The organism is Cryobacterium sp. MP_M3 (assembly GCF_015752155.1).
Lineage (GTDB): Bacteria > Actinomycetota > Actinomycetes > Actinomycetales > Microbacteriaceae > Cryobacterium.
In genome coordinates this window covers 42,970-57,897 of sequence record NZ_JADOVI010000001.1, presented here as the reverse complement: position 1 = coordinate 57,897, position 14,928 = coordinate 42,970, and the positions used below count along the sequence as shown (strand labels likewise).

General features: G+C 73.3%; 11 protein-coding genes. 4 read left to right on the top strand and 7 right to left on the bottom strand.

What is annotated here, in order from left to right; translation table 11 throughout:
• The first annotated feature begins 120 nt into the window (after positions 1-120).
• Positions 121-4,929 (top strand): zinc ribbon domain-containing protein, encoded by a 4,809-nt coding sequence (locus IWX89_RS00210; RefSeq protein ID WP_196901594.1) that lies wholly within the window; start codon positions 121-123, stop codon positions 4,927-4,929.
• An 11-nt stretch (positions 4,930-4,940) separates the two neighbouring features.
• Here the strand turns inward: IWX89_RS00210 and IWX89_RS00205 are convergent, their stop codons facing one another.
• On the bottom strand, positions 4,941-5,729 hold the full coding sequence (locus IWX89_RS00205) for a GntR family transcriptional regulator (RefSeq protein ID WP_196901593.1): 789 nt from the start codon (positions 5,727-5,729) through the stop codon (positions 4,941-4,943).
• A gap of 112 nt (positions 5,730-5,841) precedes the next feature.
• Between IWX89_RS00205 and IWX89_RS00200 the strand changes: the two genes are divergently transcribed.
• Together IWX89_RS00200 and IWX89_RS00195 are read left to right on the top strand one after the other, a co-directional pair.
• Positions 5,842-7,248 (top strand): MFS transporter, encoded by a 1,407-nt coding sequence (locus IWX89_RS00200; RefSeq protein ID WP_196901592.1) that lies wholly within the window; start codon positions 5,842-5,844, stop codon positions 7,246-7,248.
• A 40-nt stretch (positions 7,249-7,288) separates the two neighbouring features.
• Positions 7,289-8,380, top strand: coding sequence for a nucleoside hydrolase (locus tag IWX89_RS00195; RefSeq protein ID WP_196901591.1), 1,092 nt, complete (start codon positions 7,289-7,291; stop codon positions 8,378-8,380).
• 27 nt (positions 8,381-8,407) lie between these two features.
• Here IWX89_RS00195 and IWX89_RS00190 read toward each other — a convergent pair whose 3' ends face one another.
• Positions 8,408-9,361 carry an oxidoreductase gene (locus IWX89_RS00190; RefSeq protein WP_196901590.1) on the bottom strand — a complete coding sequence of 318 codons (954 nt, stop codon included), beginning with the start codon at positions 9,359-9,361 and terminating at the stop codon, positions 8,408-8,410.
• Positions 9,362-9,534: 173 nt separating this feature from the next.
• Between IWX89_RS00190 and IWX89_RS00185 the strand changes: the two genes are divergently transcribed.
• Positions 9,535-10,986 (top strand): glycosyltransferase, encoded by a 1,452-nt coding sequence (locus tag IWX89_RS00185; RefSeq protein ID WP_196901589.1) that lies wholly within the window; start codon positions 9,535-9,537, stop codon positions 10,984-10,986.
• 39 nt (positions 10,987-11,025) lie between these two features.
• On the opposite strand, the gene IWX89_RS00180 is transcribed toward IWX89_RS00185, so the two are convergent.
• The 5 genes from IWX89_RS00180 to IWX89_RS00160 form a co-directional block, all read right to left on the bottom strand.
• The gene (locus tag IWX89_RS00180) at positions 11,026-11,553 is read right to left on the bottom strand and encodes a pyridoxal 5'-phosphate synthase (RefSeq protein ID WP_196901588.1); all 528 of its coding nucleotides are present in this window, start codon (positions 11,551-11,553) and stop codon (positions 11,026-11,028) included.
• A 98-nt stretch (positions 11,554-11,651) separates the two neighbouring features.
• Positions 11,652-12,035: a D-ribose pyranase gene (gene rbsD, locus IWX89_RS00175; RefSeq protein ID WP_196901587.1), complete on the bottom strand. Its 384-nt coding sequence runs from the start codon at positions 12,033-12,035 to the stop codon at positions 11,652-11,654.
• Entirely contained in the window at positions 12,032-12,955 is a 924-nt protein-coding gene (locus tag IWX89_RS00170; protein ID WP_196901586.1) for a ribokinase, read from the bottom strand. Before IWX89_RS00170 ends, rbsD begins: the two co-directional genes overlap by 4 nt.
• Entirely contained in the window at positions 12,952-13,896 is a 945-nt protein-coding gene (locus IWX89_RS00165) for a substrate-binding domain-containing protein (protein ID WP_196901585.1), read from the bottom strand. Before IWX89_RS00165 ends, IWX89_RS00170 begins: the two co-directional genes overlap by 4 nt.
• 55 nt (positions 13,897-13,951) lie before the next feature.
• Complete coding sequence (locus IWX89_RS00160) at positions 13,952-14,923, bottom strand: ABC transporter permease (RefSeq protein ID WP_196901584.1); 972 nt, start codon at positions 14,921-14,923, stop codon at positions 13,952-13,954.
• Positions 14,924-14,928: the final 5 nt, after the last annotated feature.

The following is a 14,928-nucleotide window of genomic DNA, read 5'->3' as shown; positions in this document are numbered from 1 at the left end:
GCCGCTGTGCTGCGAGCGTCCCACCGGCACCCACCACGGTCAAGCCCGCCGCACCGGCCGCGGACCGGCGACACCACCCGCTAGCCTGTGGGGAAGGTTCACATCCAGCGAGGGGCAACGATGTCAGGCACCGGAACACCAGGCTCGTTCGCGCAGTTCGCGGGGCGGGTGCTCTGGCCTCGCCGGCCCGCCGACCTGACCGATGTCACCCAGTGCCCCGCCTGCCAGTCCCGGCTGCGATCGGTCCGCTGCCCGTCCTGCGGGCTCGACCTCTCGCACCCGGCGGCGACGGAGTTGCTGGCCGCGTCGACGGATGCCGCGGCGCTGCTCGACAAGCGCGTCGCGCTGATCGGGCGCATCCGCTTCGACCTCGAGCAGGCCCGTGCCGCGCAGGCGCCGCTCCCCCGCGGCCCGGTCGCGCCCGCAGCCGGGGCGGCGGCCGTCGCTACGCCGACGGCCGCCGCCCCCGAATCCTCAACGACTCCCGCCGCGGCGCCGGTCTTCGCGGTGCCGGCAGTCGCGGCGCTGCCCGCCCAGCCGCTGCTCCCGGTCGGCTCGCAGCTGGCGCCGCCGCCGCGAGCCGAGCCCCACGCCGCCGGGGCACCCCGGCCGCCGAAGCGCTCGAGCGTGCAGATCCTCCTGCTGCTGGTCGGCGTCACGCTCGTGTCGGTCGCGGCGATCTTCTTCCTCACCGTGGCGTGGCTCTTCGCCGGGCTTGCGGTGCGCTCGCTGATCGTCGGCCTGGTCACGGTGGCGGCGCTCGTCACCGCGGCGTTCCTGCGCCGCCGCACTCTCGTGGCGACGGCCGAGGGCATCGGCGCCCTCGCCGTGGTGCTCGTGCTCCTCGACGCCTGGGCCCTGCGGCAGAACGACCTCTTCGGGCTGGCCGGAACGGACGCCCTGGCCTACTGGGGCGTGACCCTGGTGGCCTGCACGGTCCTCTTCCTCGGCTGGCACGCCGTCTCCCGGCTCCGGGTCGCCAGCGTCGCCGGGTTCGCCGCCGCCGCACCGGGGCTGGGGTTGCTCACCGCGGGCCTGGCGACGGGGCAGCCCGACGCCACGCGCCTCTACCTCGCGTTCCTCGGCGCGTCGATCGGCGCGCTGGTGCACCGGTTCACCCTGCCCGCGCCGGGCGACGCCCCGGTCGCCGCCGCCCGGGTTGCCGCTGCCCCCGTCGCCGACGCCCCGATTGCCGACCCCGCCGCCGCCCCGGCCGTCCGCGGCGGCCGCTGGCCCTCGATCGACCGGGTGCCCGAGCGCGTCACCGTGCTCGCCCTGGGCGGCCTGGCCCTGGCCGGCGCCTCCCTCGCCGCCGCGTTCGTCGACCCCGACAACGCGCTCGCCCCTGTCCTCACCCTCGGGGTGGTGGCGGCCGTCGCCCTGCTGCACACCGTCGTCGTGCTGGTCGCCGCGGCGGCCGGCGGGCTGCACCGCACGTTCGCCTACGGCACGGCCGCACTGGCAACCCTGGCCGTGGTGGCAATCGCTCCGCTGGCCACCTTCAGGGCCGACGACCTCGCCCTCGCCACGGCCGCGCCGATCCTGATATCCGTCGGCCTGGCCCTCGCCCTCGAGTTCCTGGCCCGCCGGAGCGCGGGGCCGACCCGCACCGCAGCGATCGTCTCCGCCCTGACCGCGGCGTTCGCGGCCGCCAATTTCGCCCTGCTCGTCGGCCTCTATGCCGCCATCCCGCTGGCCGGCGCCGTGGCCGGGGGTCTGTCCGGGGCCGGCGATCCGCTTGCACCGCTCGTCTCCGAGAACGTCTGGGCGCTCGGCGCCCTGGCCGGGGTCGGCCTGCTGACGACGCTCGCCTGGGCGCTCGGCGGCCTCCTCCAGGCCAGGGCCCGTGTCATCGCCTGGCTGTTCGCGGTCGTCGCGGTGCTCGCGGTTCCGTTCCTCGGCGCGCTCTGGCTGGTCGCGCTGGTCTACGTGCTCCTCGGCGTGCTGTCCCTCCTCGGTCTGCTGGTGGAGCGGTTCGGCCGGGCATCCTTCGGCCCGTTCCGCCCGATCATGGTCGCCTTCCTCGCCTCCACCATGCTCTTCGGCTACCTGGTCAGCTGGAACAGCAGCGGCAGCTGGTGGGTCGGCTCGGCCGGGGCGATCCTGGCCCTGTTCACCGCTAGGCTCCTCGTCGACCGCATGAAGGGCGCCTCGGCCCGCGGGGCCCTGCTCGCCGGCGCGCTGCTGCTGACCCTGGTCGCCGCCGTCGCCGCACCCTGGGCGCTGAACCTCGGCGCGGCGCCGATCGGGGACGCCCGGCTGGTCGACCAGCTCCGCGGCCTCACCCTGGTGACGGCCCTGCTCCAGCTTCTCGTGGCCGTCCCCCTCCCACTGTTCGGGGCGACCGAACGCCGCTGGGCCTTCTGGACCCTGCTCGTCCCCACGGCGGCCGCCTTCGCGCTGCCGCTCCCCGCGATCGCGGAAGGCCTCACGCCCGCGGAGCACGCCGCTCTCCTGCAGGCCGAACCGGCCGCGGGCATCGCGCACGCGGCGCTCCTGCTCGCGACGCCGCTGGTCTGGGTGCTGGCGGGCCGCAACCGTGAGCTGCACCGCGAGCGCCTGACCGCCGCCGGGGCGCTCGCCCCGGTGCTCCTGCTGCTGGGGTGGAGCGTGATCCGGGCGACGGATGCCCCGGCCGCCGTGGCCACCCTCGCCCTTCCCGCAGCGGCCGCCGCGCTGCTCGTCTTCGCCCTCGCCCTGTTCCTCGGCACCCGCGGCGGGCTCACGGCCGGATCCGCAGCCACGGCCGGGACCGGGGCAACGGCCGGGACCGCGGACCGGGACCGCGACCGGCTCGCCCTCGAGGCCGGCGCCGCGCTCGTGCTCGTGCCGGCCGCCGCCTGGGCCGTCTCCGCCGACCTGGACGTCGGCTGGCTGGTGCTGCTCGTGGCCGGCGTCGCGGCCCTCGTCGCGGCGATCGCGGCCGACGGCCTCTTCGCCTCCCGCTCGCCGCGCCGCCACCTGGGCTGGCTGGCCATGGGCCTCGGCATCGCCGGGCTCTGGCGCGGACTCTCCGCCGCCGGCACGGACGCCCTCGAACCCTTCGTGCTCCCCGTCGCCGGGCTGCTGCTCGTCGTGGCCGTGCTGGTGCGCCGGTTCGGCCGGGTCGACCGGGTCGCCGCCGCCAGCCCGGTCGCCGCCCTGCTCACCCTGGCCGGTCTGCTCGTGGCCGTGCTGCCGCTCGCCGTGGCCGGCCAGACCGGCCCGGTCGCCCGCCCGATCGTGGTCATGCTGGTCTGCGCCCTGCTCGCCCTGGCCGCCGCCGGCATCCGCTGGTCGCCGGCCCGGTCGGCCTACCTGGCGGCAGCCGGCGCCGCGGGGACGGCCGGCCTGGCCGTCGCCGTCGTGGCCCGAGCGGTCACCGTGCTGAACGAACCCGGGCTGCCGGACGGCCGCCTCGAACTGTGGCTGCTCCCGCTGGTCGTCGTGGCGGCGGCCGCGTTCCTGCTGCCCCGCCACCCGGATGCCCGCACCCGGTCCGTGCGCCGGCTCGCCGGCACGCTGCTGCTGGCCGGCGTTCTCACGATCGTGAGCCTCGCCGAGATCGCCGGCTTCGACGGCGCGGGCGGCCAGGCCGACGGCGGGGCCGGTACCCTGCGCGGAACCGCGCTCGTGCTCGGGCTGGGCGCGCTGCACCTGCTCGCCCTCACCCGGGACGGCACCCGGGGGCCGTTGCGCGCGGAAACCGGCTGGGTGGCGGTGGCCCTGGCTGTGCTCGTGGCGTTCGCCGCGGTCGTGACCGGCGCGGTCGACCCGTTCGAACTCGTCACCGTGCCGCTCGGCCTCTTCGTCGTCGCGGGGCAGCTGCTGCCCCGGCTCCGCGCCGGCGGCCCCGCGTTCGACGCACTCGCCACCCGCCGGTTCGGGGCAGGCCTCGCGATCGGCCTGCTGCCCAGCGCGTTCACCGACGGCGACACCGTGCTGCGGCCCATCCTCACGCTCGCCGTCGGCGGCGCGCTGGCCGTCGCCGCGGCCGTCCTGACCCCCCACCCGCGGTGGAGGGCGCCCGCCGGGCTCGCCCTGATGCTCGGCCTGGTGACCGTCGTCTCGGCCGCGGGCGGGCGCATCGTGAGACTCCTCGCCGAGGCGCCCGCCGGCCCGGACGCCCGGCTCGAGGCCTGGCTGCTCCCGGCCGCGCTCGCTCTCGTGGTCGCCGGCACCATCCTCGTCACCGGAGCGCACCGTGCCGCCGTCACCCTGCCCGCCGGCACGGTGCCCACCGGCGCCGGGCGGCCGACGGATGCCGCGGCGCTCCGCCTCGGCTACGCCCTGGTCATCCTGGCGACCGCGCTCGTGCTCGCCGCGGAGCTGCCCGCCCTCGACTTCGCGCCCTTGGCCACGATCCGGGTGATCCTGCTCGTCTGGACCTTCTCCTCGCTCCACCTGGCCGCGTTCTGGTTCGACGAGAGCCCGCTCGGCCGCGGCGTCAGCTGGGTGTTCATCGCGGCCGGGGCGGTCGCCGTGCTGGCCGGCTTCGCGCACGCGGCCCCCGACACGATCGAGATCGTCAGCGTTCCGCTGGCCGTCGCGCTGCTGACCACGGGCTGGTTGCACCTGGAGGCGACGCCGGCCGCGCGCAGCTGGTCCTGGTTCGCGCCCGGCCTGCTCGTGCTCCTCGTGCCGTCACTGCTGCTCGACGTGACCGAGAGCCCGCTCTGGCGGGTGGTCGGCCTCGGCGTCGTCGCGACGGTCGTGATCGTGGTCGGCGCGGTGCGTCGCCTGCAGGCGCCCTTCGTGATCGGCGCCGTCGTGCTGCTCGTGCACGCGATCGCCCAGCTCTGGCCGTGGATCTCGCTGGCCTACGGGGCCGTGCCGTGGTGGCTGTGGCTGGGGATCGGCGGCACCGTGCTGATCGTGCTCGCCGCCCGCTATGAGCAGCGGATCGGCAACCTCAAGGCGATCGCCCTGGGCATCTCCGCGCTGCGCTGAGGACGACCCGGTCAGGACTGCGCGGAGTGGCTGATCGTCAGCTGCACGGTGTTCGTGTTGATCAGGGCCTTGGAGAGGTAGAACGGGTGCCCCTCGCGTTCGAGGGTCTGGGTGAGGATGAGCACGGGGCTGTTCGCGGGCAGCCCGAGCAGCTTGCCTCTGGTTGCCCCCGGAACGCCGATCGTGATGTCGGTCTCGCCGGGCCCGAAGGTCGGCCCGAGCACCGCGATGAGGGCGGAGAGCACGCTGCGGGCATCCGCCCGGTCGTCGGAGACCGCCGTGACGGCGGCCGGGCTGAACCGGTCCAGGCCCTCGTTCGGCACGTGTTCCTGCAGCAGGGCGATCGGTGCGCCGTCGCGGGAGATGACGCTCTCGATGAACCAGGACGGTTCGCCGGGCAGTATCCCGATCGCGTCGGCGGTGAACGCCGGCGACGAGGGCTGCAGTGCGTTCTGGGTGCGTCGCACCTGCACCGGCCGGCCCGTCTCGCCGAGCAGGTCCTCGATCGGGCGGATCTTCTGCAACCCGAGGTGCGGCAGCCGGTCGGCGACGAATCGGCCGATTCCCCGGCGGCTGCGCACGAAGCGGTCCTCCTCGAGGAGCATCAGCGCCTCGCGCACGACCGTGCGGCTGACCCCCATCGCGGCGCCGAGTTCGGTCTCCGAGGGCAGGAGGGAGGCGATCGGCAGCGAACCGTCGCGGATGGCCTCGGTGATCCGCGAGTACACGGCCACGCGCAGCGGAATCCCGCCGGTGCTCTCGAGCGGCCCGGCCAGGGCCGCCTCAGTGCGTCGATCCATTCGTCTCCCCGGGTTGCGACCGAGTATACCGGGCGGATCTGGTGCACGTGTATAACATGCATGTACACTGAGCGTATCGACCTTGTGGTTGCTCCAACGAAGGAGTTCGTTCATGCTCGTGCTCGCCCCCGAAGTGATCCCGGCACCCGTCCGGGACCGGGCTCCCCGCTCCGCCGGGGTGCTGATCGGCACGCTCGTGCTGGCCATCCTCACCTTCCAGCTGAACGCCACCCTGCTCTCCGCCGCCCTGCCCGCGATCGGCGAGCAGCTGGGCGAGAGCATGCGGGACGTCGCCCGGGTGCAGTCGGTCTTCTTCCTCGCCGGCGCCGTGTTCGGCATGGTGTTCTCCCGCTGGAGCGACTTCATCGGCCGCAGGCGCAGCCTGGTGATCGTGCTCACGATGCTCCTGGTCGGCACCGTCGTCTGCGTGCTCGCCCCCAGCCTCGCGATGCTGCTCGTGGGACGGGTGCTGCAGGGCGCCGCCAGCGCCACCTTCACGATCTCCTTCCTGCTGCTCTCCGAGCGGCTGGACTCCCGCCTGTTCGGGATCGCGGTCGGCATCATCACCTCGGTCAACGGCGGCCTGTTCGGCGTCGACGGGCTCCTCGGCGGCCTGGTGACCGACACCATCGGCTGGCGGTTCCTCTTCGTGATCACCCTCGTTCTCGGGCTGATCGCGATCGCCTGCGTCGCCCGGTTCGTGCCGCGGGACGAGCCGGGAACGCACGCCGGGTCGATGGACTGGTGGGGCGCCGGCATCCTCTCCCTCTTCCTGGTCTCGGTCACCAGCCTGATCTCGCAGGTCTCCTCCGCCGTCTGGTCTGACCCGCTGACGATCGCCTGCCTCGGCGGGACCCTCGTCACCGCCGTCGCCTTCGTCATGGTCGAGAACCGCATCATGCGGCCCCTGATCCCGATCCGGGCCCTGCGCTCCCGGCAGGTCTGGCCGCTCCTGGTCAGCACCGTCCTGACCATGGCGGGAGCGTACTCGGCGCTCAACTTCACGGTCATCATGCTCAGCCAGGACCGGCAGGTCGGCTATGGACTGAACGCGTCGATGTCCGCGCTGCTCTACCTCTCCCCGACCGCCCTGTTCGGCGTGACCGCGGCGATCTTCTCCGGCTGGGTGGCCGTGCGGATCGGCTGGATCACCTCCCTCCGGCTCAGCAGCGGCCTGATCGCACTCGTCGCCGTGGCCCTGGCCGTGTTCGCCCTCGACCGCTGGGCCGTCTTCGGCCTGCTCATCGTGATGGGGATCTGCTACCTCGGCCTGTTCCAGAGCGCGGTCAACGGGGTGTCCGTGCTCAACTCCCCGCCCGAGGCCCGCGGGGCCCTGCCCGGTCTCAACGGCGCCTGCTTCGGGATCGGGATCGGCACCGGCATCGCCCTGGTCGCGCCCGCCGTGGCAACGGCATCCGCGGCCGGCTACCAGGGTGCGCTCTGGATCTCCGCCCTGCTGACCACGGGGTCCTTCCTCGCCTCCCTCATCCTGCGCGCCGCCGTCAAGACCGGCGCCTGACCTCCTCGAACCCGTCGACCCCGAAATGGATGGTTCACCGATGAACACCCACCCCACCCCGCCCACCCCGCCCACCCCGGTCTACCTCGACTGCGACACCGGGGTCGGCGATGCGCTGGCGCTCGCCTACCTGCTCGCGACGCCCGGCATCCGCCTGGCCGGGATCGGCACCGTGGCCGGCGCCGTGAACGCGGCCGTCGCCGCCGCCAACACCCTGAACCTGCTGGCCACGGCCGGCCGCGACGACATCCCCGTCGCCGTCGGCGGCTACGACCCGGTCGCCGGGCCCGTGCCCGGGACCCCCGGGCACGGCAGGAACGGCCAGGGCCGGAACGGGATCGGGGACGTGCTGCTCCCCCGCTCGCGCCGACACCCCGTGGACGAGAGCGCCACGGAACTCCTGATCCGGCTCGCGCACGAGCACCCGGGCGAGCTCGAGATCATCGCCACCGGGCCGCTGACCAACCTCGCGGAGGCGCTCTACCTCGACCCCGAACTGCCGCGACTGGTGCGCCGCGTGACGGTCATGGGCGGTGCCGTCTTCGCGCCGGGCAACGCCGGCAAGTTCGCCGAGGCCAACATCGCCGCCAACCCCGAGGCGGCCGCGGACGTGTTCGCAGCCAGCTGGCCGGTGACCCTGGTGCCGCTGGACGTGGCCCTCGCCCACTCCTTCGACGAGACCCACCGGCGTGCGCTGGCCGCCGCCGAAGGCCTCACCCAGCAGGCGCTGGCGCAAATGCTCGGCACCTGCTTCACCTACTACGAGAAGCACGTCAGCACCCGGCGGATGTCCCCGCACGACTGCCTGGCCGCGGCGTTCGCCGCCGGGGACCTCGACCCTGAGCGGATGCCCACCCTCCGGATCGGCGTCGACACGACCACCGGCCCGCGCCGCGGCCAGACCTACTTCGCCAAGGTCGACGGCGTGGTCAGCGCCGACGTGCGCAACGGGCAGAACCCGCACGAGGCCCGGGTGCTGCTGTCCCTGCGCCGGGATGCCGCGCCGCGCCTGCTCGAGCGAATCCTCGCCCTCGCGCCGGCGCGGGCCACGGCTCCGGCACGGCCCACCGCAGCTGCGCCCCTGCCGGAACCCGCCTACGCCGCCGGCCTGTCCGAATCGGTGGCCGCCTGAGCGGGGCCGCGGGAGCGGCCGGCCCGCTCAGCCGAGGGCGTAACGCACGCCGGTGAGGCGTTCGCTCTCCTCCCAGAGGCGACGGGCATCCGCCCCGTTCTTCGCCGCCGCCGACCGGTCGACGAGGCGCGGGTGACCCCGCTGCTCGCCGCGCCCGTCCGGCCCGGCGAACGAGTCGCCGGCCAGGCCGGGAGCCGTCGCCGCATAAAGCGAGGGCAGCGCACCCATCTCGGCCGGCTGGGCCAGGAATCGGTTGGCGAGGGCCGACACGCCCCGCTGGAACGCGCTGCCCCGCATCGAGGGACCCACCGCCTGCAGGTTGGTGTCGGCGTAACCGGGATGCGCGGCGAGCGCGAGGAGCGGCAGGCCGGCCGCCGCGGCCCGGCGGGCCAGCTCGCTCGTGAAGAGCAGGTTGGCCAGCTTGCTCTGGCCGTAGGCACCCCAGGCGCTGTAGGCGGACTCGCCCATCAGGTCGTCGAAGTTCATCCGGCCGCGGCGGTGCAGGGTCGAGGAGACCGTCACCACCCGGGCGGCCGGGCGGCGCAGCAGGGAGCCCAGCAGCAGCCCGGTGAGCGCGAAGTGGCCGAGGTGATTGGTGCCGAACTGCAGTTCGAATCCGTCCGCGGTGAGCCGCCGCGGCACGTTCATCACGCCGGCGTTGTTGACCAGCAGGTCGAGCCCGTCGACGTGTTCGTCGGCCCACGCGCCGGCGAAGGCGCGAACCGAGGCCAGGCTCGAGAGGTCGAGCGTGCGCACCTGCACCCAGGCATCCGGTGCGGCGGCCCGGATGCGGGCGGCCGCTTCTTCGCCCCGGTCGGGGTCGCGCACGGCCAGGGTGACGGATGCGCCATGCCGGGCGAGCTCCGACGCCGTCACGAAGCCGAGCCCCGAGTTCGCTCCCGTGACGATGGCCGTGCGGCCGGCCTGATCGGGAATGTCGGCGGCGGTCCAGCCGGAACGGGGCGATGTGCTTCGGGCCATGGTGTCGTCCTCACTCACTGGCGCTCCGGCGGCGCACTAAGAGCACTGTAAACGATGCCGCACCGGGCCGACCCCGCACAGAGCAAAAGGCCCGGCCTGGCCCCCGAACTGGGAGGGTGCTCCCTCGTTCTCGAACCCGGGGAAGGCATAGCGTTGAGGGGAGGGGTTACACGATGTCCGGCACGACGCACGCGCAGCACGCCGATTCCCGCCCGCCCGCGGGCCCGCACGGGACGCCGCCCACGGCCCGGCCGGAACACCCGGAGCACCCGGAACACCCGGAACACCCGGAACACCCGGAACACCCGGAACACGCCTACCAAGGCTTCTACCTGACCGTAACGGTCAAGTTCCTGCTCTCGACCCTCTTCGCCGCCGCGTGGACGGGCGCGGCGGTCTCGATCTCCCAGCCGTGGATCGCCGACCTCTCCCGCAGCGTCGGCGAGCCGGCCGCCTGGGTCATGGTCGCCCTCGTCGCCTACCTGCCCGGCTTCGTGGTGGCATTGATGACCATGTCGCTGCTCCTCGACCGCCAGCCGCCCTTGCGCATCAGCAACCCGGTGTCACCGGTCACGATCATCGTCGCGGCCCGCAACGAGCAGGCCGGGATCGCCGACACGATCCGGTGCATCGGCGAGAGCGACTACGCCGGCGAGGTCACCGTGATCCTCGCCGACAACGGCTCGGAGGACGGGACGGCCGCCGTCGCCGCCCGCACCGCCGCCGCCGCGGGCATGACCCTGCAGGTGATCCCCGAGCCGAGCCCCGGCAAGTCGCACGCCCTCAACACCGCCCTCGAGACGGTCACGACGCCCTGGGTCATCACCGTCGACGCCGACACCCTGCTGCACCGCGAGGCCCTGCGCCGCCTGGTCTCCCGGCTCGAGTCCGCCCCGGCCGACACGGTCGCCGTGGCCGGCACCGTGCTCGTGCGCAATTCCCGGGTCAACCTGCTCACCCGCATGCAGGAGTGGGACTACTACCTCGGCATCGCCGCCGTGAAGCGCATGCAGGGCCTCTACCAGGCCACCCTCGTGGCCCAGGGCGCGTTCTCGGTCTACCGCACCGACAACGTGAAGGCGATCGGCGGCTGGCCCGACGCGATCGGCGAGGACATCGTCGTCACCTGGAAACTGCTGCAGCAGGGCGGACGGGTACTGTTCGAACCCACCGCCGTGGCGTTCACGGATGCCCCGGCGACCGTCCCGCATTTCCTGCGGCAGCGGGCGCGCTGGGCCCGCGGCATGTTCGAGGGGCTGCACGCGGTGCCGCCGTGGCGGCAGAAGCGCCGGCTGGCCGGCCTGATCAGCGGGATCGACTACGTCATCCCGCTGCTCGACGTCGGCTACGCCCTGATCTGGCTGCCGGGCCTGATCCTGTTCCTCTTCGGCGTCCCCGCGATCGTCTCGGCCTGGGCGCTGACCGTGCTCCCGGTCACCCTGCTCATCTACGGCGGACTCCGCCGGCACCAGCGGCGCTCGGTGTTCGGCCCGCTGGACCTGCAGGTGCGCCGCAACGCCGTCGGCTACCTGGCCTTCCTGCTCGGCTACCAGGTGATCTGCTCGTTCGCATCGCTGGCCGGCTACACGCAGTACCTGGCGGGTTCCGCGCGCCGCTGGAAGTAGCCGGCCCGGACTGTTCCCCTGCCCGGTCTGTTCCCCGGTTCAGCCGGCGGACAGCTCGTAGCGGTGCCGCACGTGGTTGCGGTCGACGCTGGCCTGCCAGAACTCGATCTCGACCGGGCGCAGGGCGTAGAGCTGCCAGGCCGGGTTGGCGCCGCCGTCCGCCGCCGGACGCTCGGCCCAGTCGAGGGCGGATGCCTCCGCCGAGAGCTCGGAGACCGGTCCGAGCACGCGCACCTGCCGGCCGAGGCGCGACCAGTAGAAGTTCATCGCGGCCTGTGGGTTCTCGCCGAGTTCGCGACCCTTGCGGGAGGTACGCGCCGACGCGAACTGCCAGCCCCGGGCATCCAGGTTCTTGAGGATCAGCATCCGGGAGGACGGCATGCCCGCCGGGCCGACCGTGGCGAGACTGAACGCGTGAGGCTGCGGGACGCCCGCGGCGAGGGCGTCCTCGAACCACTCCTTGAACAACACCGTCGGGTCGTCCGGCGCGGTCGCCGGGTCGAACACGGGCAGGTCGCTCGGAAAATCCGGCAGGGCGCGCAGCCGGCGGCGGAAGGCTTCAGTCATCCGGCGAGCCTACTCCGGGCACGCCGGTCGCGGCTCAGGTTGGGGAAGCGGGCGCAGGGTCCTCCCTGAGCCGCCTTCCCCAACCTGAGCCGCGAGCGTCAGAACGAGACGCCGCAGACCAGCGCCGCGTTGGCGAACGGGGTGGCCTCGCCGGTGCGGATGAACAGCTTCGCCGAGGCGGAGAGGTCCTTCAGCTTCTCGTGGCTGATGTACTCGATCTCGTCGAACCGGTCGGCCAGCCAGGCCCCGGCCGGGGCCCCGTGCGCCTCGTCGGCCGCGATGCAGTGCTGCACGACCAGCTCGCCGAGCAGCGCGTCGAGCACCTGCTCGAACCGCGGCACGCCGTGCACGAGGGCCAGGTCGATCACCGGCACGCCGCGCGGGATGGGCATCCCGCAGTCCGCGAGCAGCACCAGGTCGGTGTGCCCGAGCCGCGCGATGGCCCCCGACAGCTCGGCGTTCAGGATGCCGCCGCGCTTCATGCGAGCACCTCCGGCAGGGTGTCGGCCAGGGTCGGGTACGACGTCTGGGTGCCACGGTCCTGCACCGCGAAGGCGCCGACCCGCACGGCGAACCGTGCCGCGTCCAGCAGCGAGGCTCCGGCCGCCAGCCGGGCGCTCAGCGCACCGACGAACGCGTCGCCGGCGCCGGAGGAGTCCACCGCGGACACCACCGGCGACGGCACGCTGGTCGTGCCGCTCGCGTCGGAGCAGATCGCCCCCTTCGCGCCGCGGGTGAGCACCACGGATGCCACACCCCAGGCGCGCAGGCGGGCCACCAGGTCTTCGTCCGCCGTGGGGATTCCCGCACCGGGGTCGACCTGGGCGAGCACGAGGGCAGCCTCGTGCTCGTTGACCACGAGGGGATCGGCGCGCCGGATCGTCTCGGCGGCCACGGGGATGACCGGCGCGAGGTTCAGCACCACCCGTCCCGTGGCGAGACGGGCCGCGGTGTCGATGCCGGCGGCCGGGATCTCGCCCTGCAGCACGACCACGGCGGCCGCGGCGATCTCGGCGGCATGGGCCGTGACGGCATCCGCGCCCAGGTGAGCGTTGGCGCCGGGGATGACGACGATGGTGTTCTCCCCGTCGTCGGCCACGGTCACCAGCGCGAGACCGGTCGGGCCGTCGACGGCGTGCACGCCCGCCTGGCCGACACCCGCGCGGGTGAGGATCGCGGTGGCGACCGAGGCCTGCGCATCCTGGCCGACGGCGCCGACCAGGCTCACGACGGCACCCAGCTGGGCGGCGGCGACCGCCTGGTTGGCGCCCTTGCCGCCGGGGAGGAACTCCATCGACTTCCCGATCAGGGTCTCACCGGGCAGTGGGTGGCGTTCGATGGTGATCAGCTGGTCGACGTTGATCGATCCGACGACGACCACTGATGCTGTGGAGGAGCTCACTTGGCGAAGTCGCCCACGTTCGTCTTCGTGACGGAGACGACCTCGACGGGGACGGTCTTGTCGACCTTGGTGCCCTTGATGGCCTTGACGGCGAGTTCGACGGCGAGCTTGCCCAGTTCGGCCGGCTGCTGCGCGATGGTCGCGACGAGGGTGCCCTTCTTGATGGCGGCGAGGCCGTCGGCGGTGCCGTCGAAGCCGACGACCATGACTTCCGTGCCGGCGCGGGAGCCGAGGGCCTGGACTGCGCCGAGGGCCATCTCATCGTTCTCGGCGAACAGCCCGGTCACCTCGGGGTGCGCCTGCATGAGGTTCGTGGTCACGTCGAGGGCGGCGGCGCGGTCGAAGTTCGCGGTCTGCTTGGCGACGACCGTGATGTTCGGGTAGGCCTTCATGCCTTCCTCGAACCCGGCGCCGCGGTCACGGCTGGCGGAGGTGCCGGAGACGCCCTGCAGGGCGATGACGCTGCCCTTCTCGCCCATCGACTTGGCGAGCTCGTCGGCGGCCTGCCGTCCGCCGGCGACGTTGTCGCTCGCGACGAGGGAGGTCAGATCGGCTCCGTTGACGGTGCGGTCGACGGCGATGACCGGGATGTTGGCCTTGGTCAGCGCCTTGACGGCGGAGGCCGCGGCATCCGAGTCGACCGGGTTGACGATGACAGCCTTGGTGGCGCCGGCGGCCGCGGTGGCCAGCTGGTTGGCCTGGGTGGCCGAGTCGTTCTGGGCGTCGACGATGTTCAATTGCACGCCGGCGGTCTTGGCGGCCGCCTGGGCGCCGTCCCGCAGTTCGACGAAGAACGGGTTGTTCAGGGTGGAGATGGCCATCACGATCTTGGTGCTGCCGGCCGCGTCTCCGCCGCCACGGCCGCAGGCGGTCGTGCCCGTGAGGATCAGGGCCGCGGTGGCGGTAAGTGCGGCGATCTTGCGGAATGAGGAGGACTTCATTGTTTTTCCTTTGTTGGTGGGGCGGGTGGTGATGTGAGGGAGTGAGCGGGACGGCTCAGCTGTTGCGGGTCTTGCGGCGCAGCACGTCGACGCCGACGGCGAGGGCGATCACGAGGCCGATCACGACCTGCTGCCAGAACGAGGTGACGTTGAGCAGGTTGAGGCCGTTGCGGATGACCACGAGCACGAGGGCGCCGACGAAGGTGCCCGAGATCTTGCCGAGCCCGCCGGAGAGCGAGGCACCGCCGATGACGACCGCGGCGATGGCGTCGAGTTCGTAGCCCGCCGCGGCCTGGGGCTGGGCGGAGTCGAGGCGGCCAGCCAGCAGCAGCCCGGCCAGCGCCGCGAAGAGTCCGGCGAGGGCGAACACGGTGACGAGGATGCGTTTGACCGGCAGTCCGGACAGGCGCGCCGCCTCCGCGTTGCCGCCGACGGCATACATCGAGCGGCCGATGACGGTGCGGTTGAGCAGGAACGACGCGACCAGGGCGGCCACCAGGAGCACCACGATGGGCATCGGCACGGGACCCAGGTTTCCACCGAGGAAGGAGACTTCCGCGGGCGTCTTGATCGGGCGGCCGTCGGAGATGACCAGGGTCAGTCCGCGGGCGACGCTGAGCATGGCGAGGGTGGCGATGAAGCTGGGCAGCTTGCCGTAGGCGTTGGCAAGGCCGTTGACCACGCCGGCGAGCAGGCCGGCGACGAGTCCGCCGACGAGGGCGAGCCAGCCGGGAAGGCCGGCGCTGACGAACAGCCAGCTCGACACCATCGCCGAGAGGGCCGCGACGGCGCCGACCGACAGGTCGATCCCGCCGGCGACGATGACGAACGTCATGCCGAAGGCCAGCACGGCCACGGTGGAGACCTGGATGCCGATGTTGAGCAGGTTCTGCCCGGTCAGGAAGTCGGGGGTCGCGATGAACAGCGCGATGCAGAGCACCACGAGGCCGACCAGGGCGCCGTTGTTGGCGAGGAACTTCTTGTAGTCGAAGCCGCGCCTCGTTGCGGGCTGGGTTGTCGTTGACATGCGTG

Excerpts from the sequence above, each read along its gene's own strand:
- IWX89_RS00185 (WP_196901589.1), top strand. The coding sequence starts at position 9,535 with ATGTCCGGCACGACGCACGCGCAGCACGCCGATTCCCGCCCGCCCGCG.
- IWX89_RS00160 (WP_196901584.1), bottom strand. The coding sequence starts at position 14,923 with ATGTCAACGACAACCCAGCCCGCAACGAGGCGCGGCTTCGACTACAAG.
- IWX89_RS00165 (WP_196901585.1), bottom strand. The coding sequence starts at position 13,896 with ATGAAGTCCTCCTCATTCCGCAAGATCGCCGCACTTACCGCCACCGCG.
- IWX89_RS00195 (WP_196901591.1), top strand. The coding sequence starts at position 7,289 with ATGAACACCCACCCCACCCCGCCCACCCCGCCCACCCCGGTCTACCTC.
- IWX89_RS00205 (WP_196901593.1), bottom strand. The coding sequence starts at position 5,729 with ATGGATCGACGCACTGAGGCGGCCCTGGCCGGGCCGCTCGAGAGCACC.
- IWX89_RS00200 (WP_196901592.1), top strand. The coding sequence starts at position 5,842 with ATGCTCGTGCTCGCCCCCGAAGTGATCCCGGCACCCGTCCGGGACCGG.
- IWX89_RS00180 (WP_196901588.1), bottom strand. The coding sequence starts at position 11,553 with ATGACTGAAGCCTTCCGCCGCCGGCTGCGCGCCCTGCCGGATTTTCCG.
- IWX89_RS00210 (WP_196901594.1), top strand. The coding sequence starts at position 121 with ATGTCAGGCACCGGAACACCAGGCTCGTTCGCGCAGTTCGCGGGGCGG.
- rbsD (WP_196901587.1), bottom strand. The coding sequence starts at position 12,035 with ATGAAGCGCGGCGGCATCCTGAACGCCGAGCTGTCGGGGGCCATCGCG.
- IWX89_RS00190 (WP_196901590.1), bottom strand. The coding sequence starts at position 9,361 with ATGGCCCGAAGCACATCGCCCCGTTCCGGCTGGACCGCCGCCGACATT.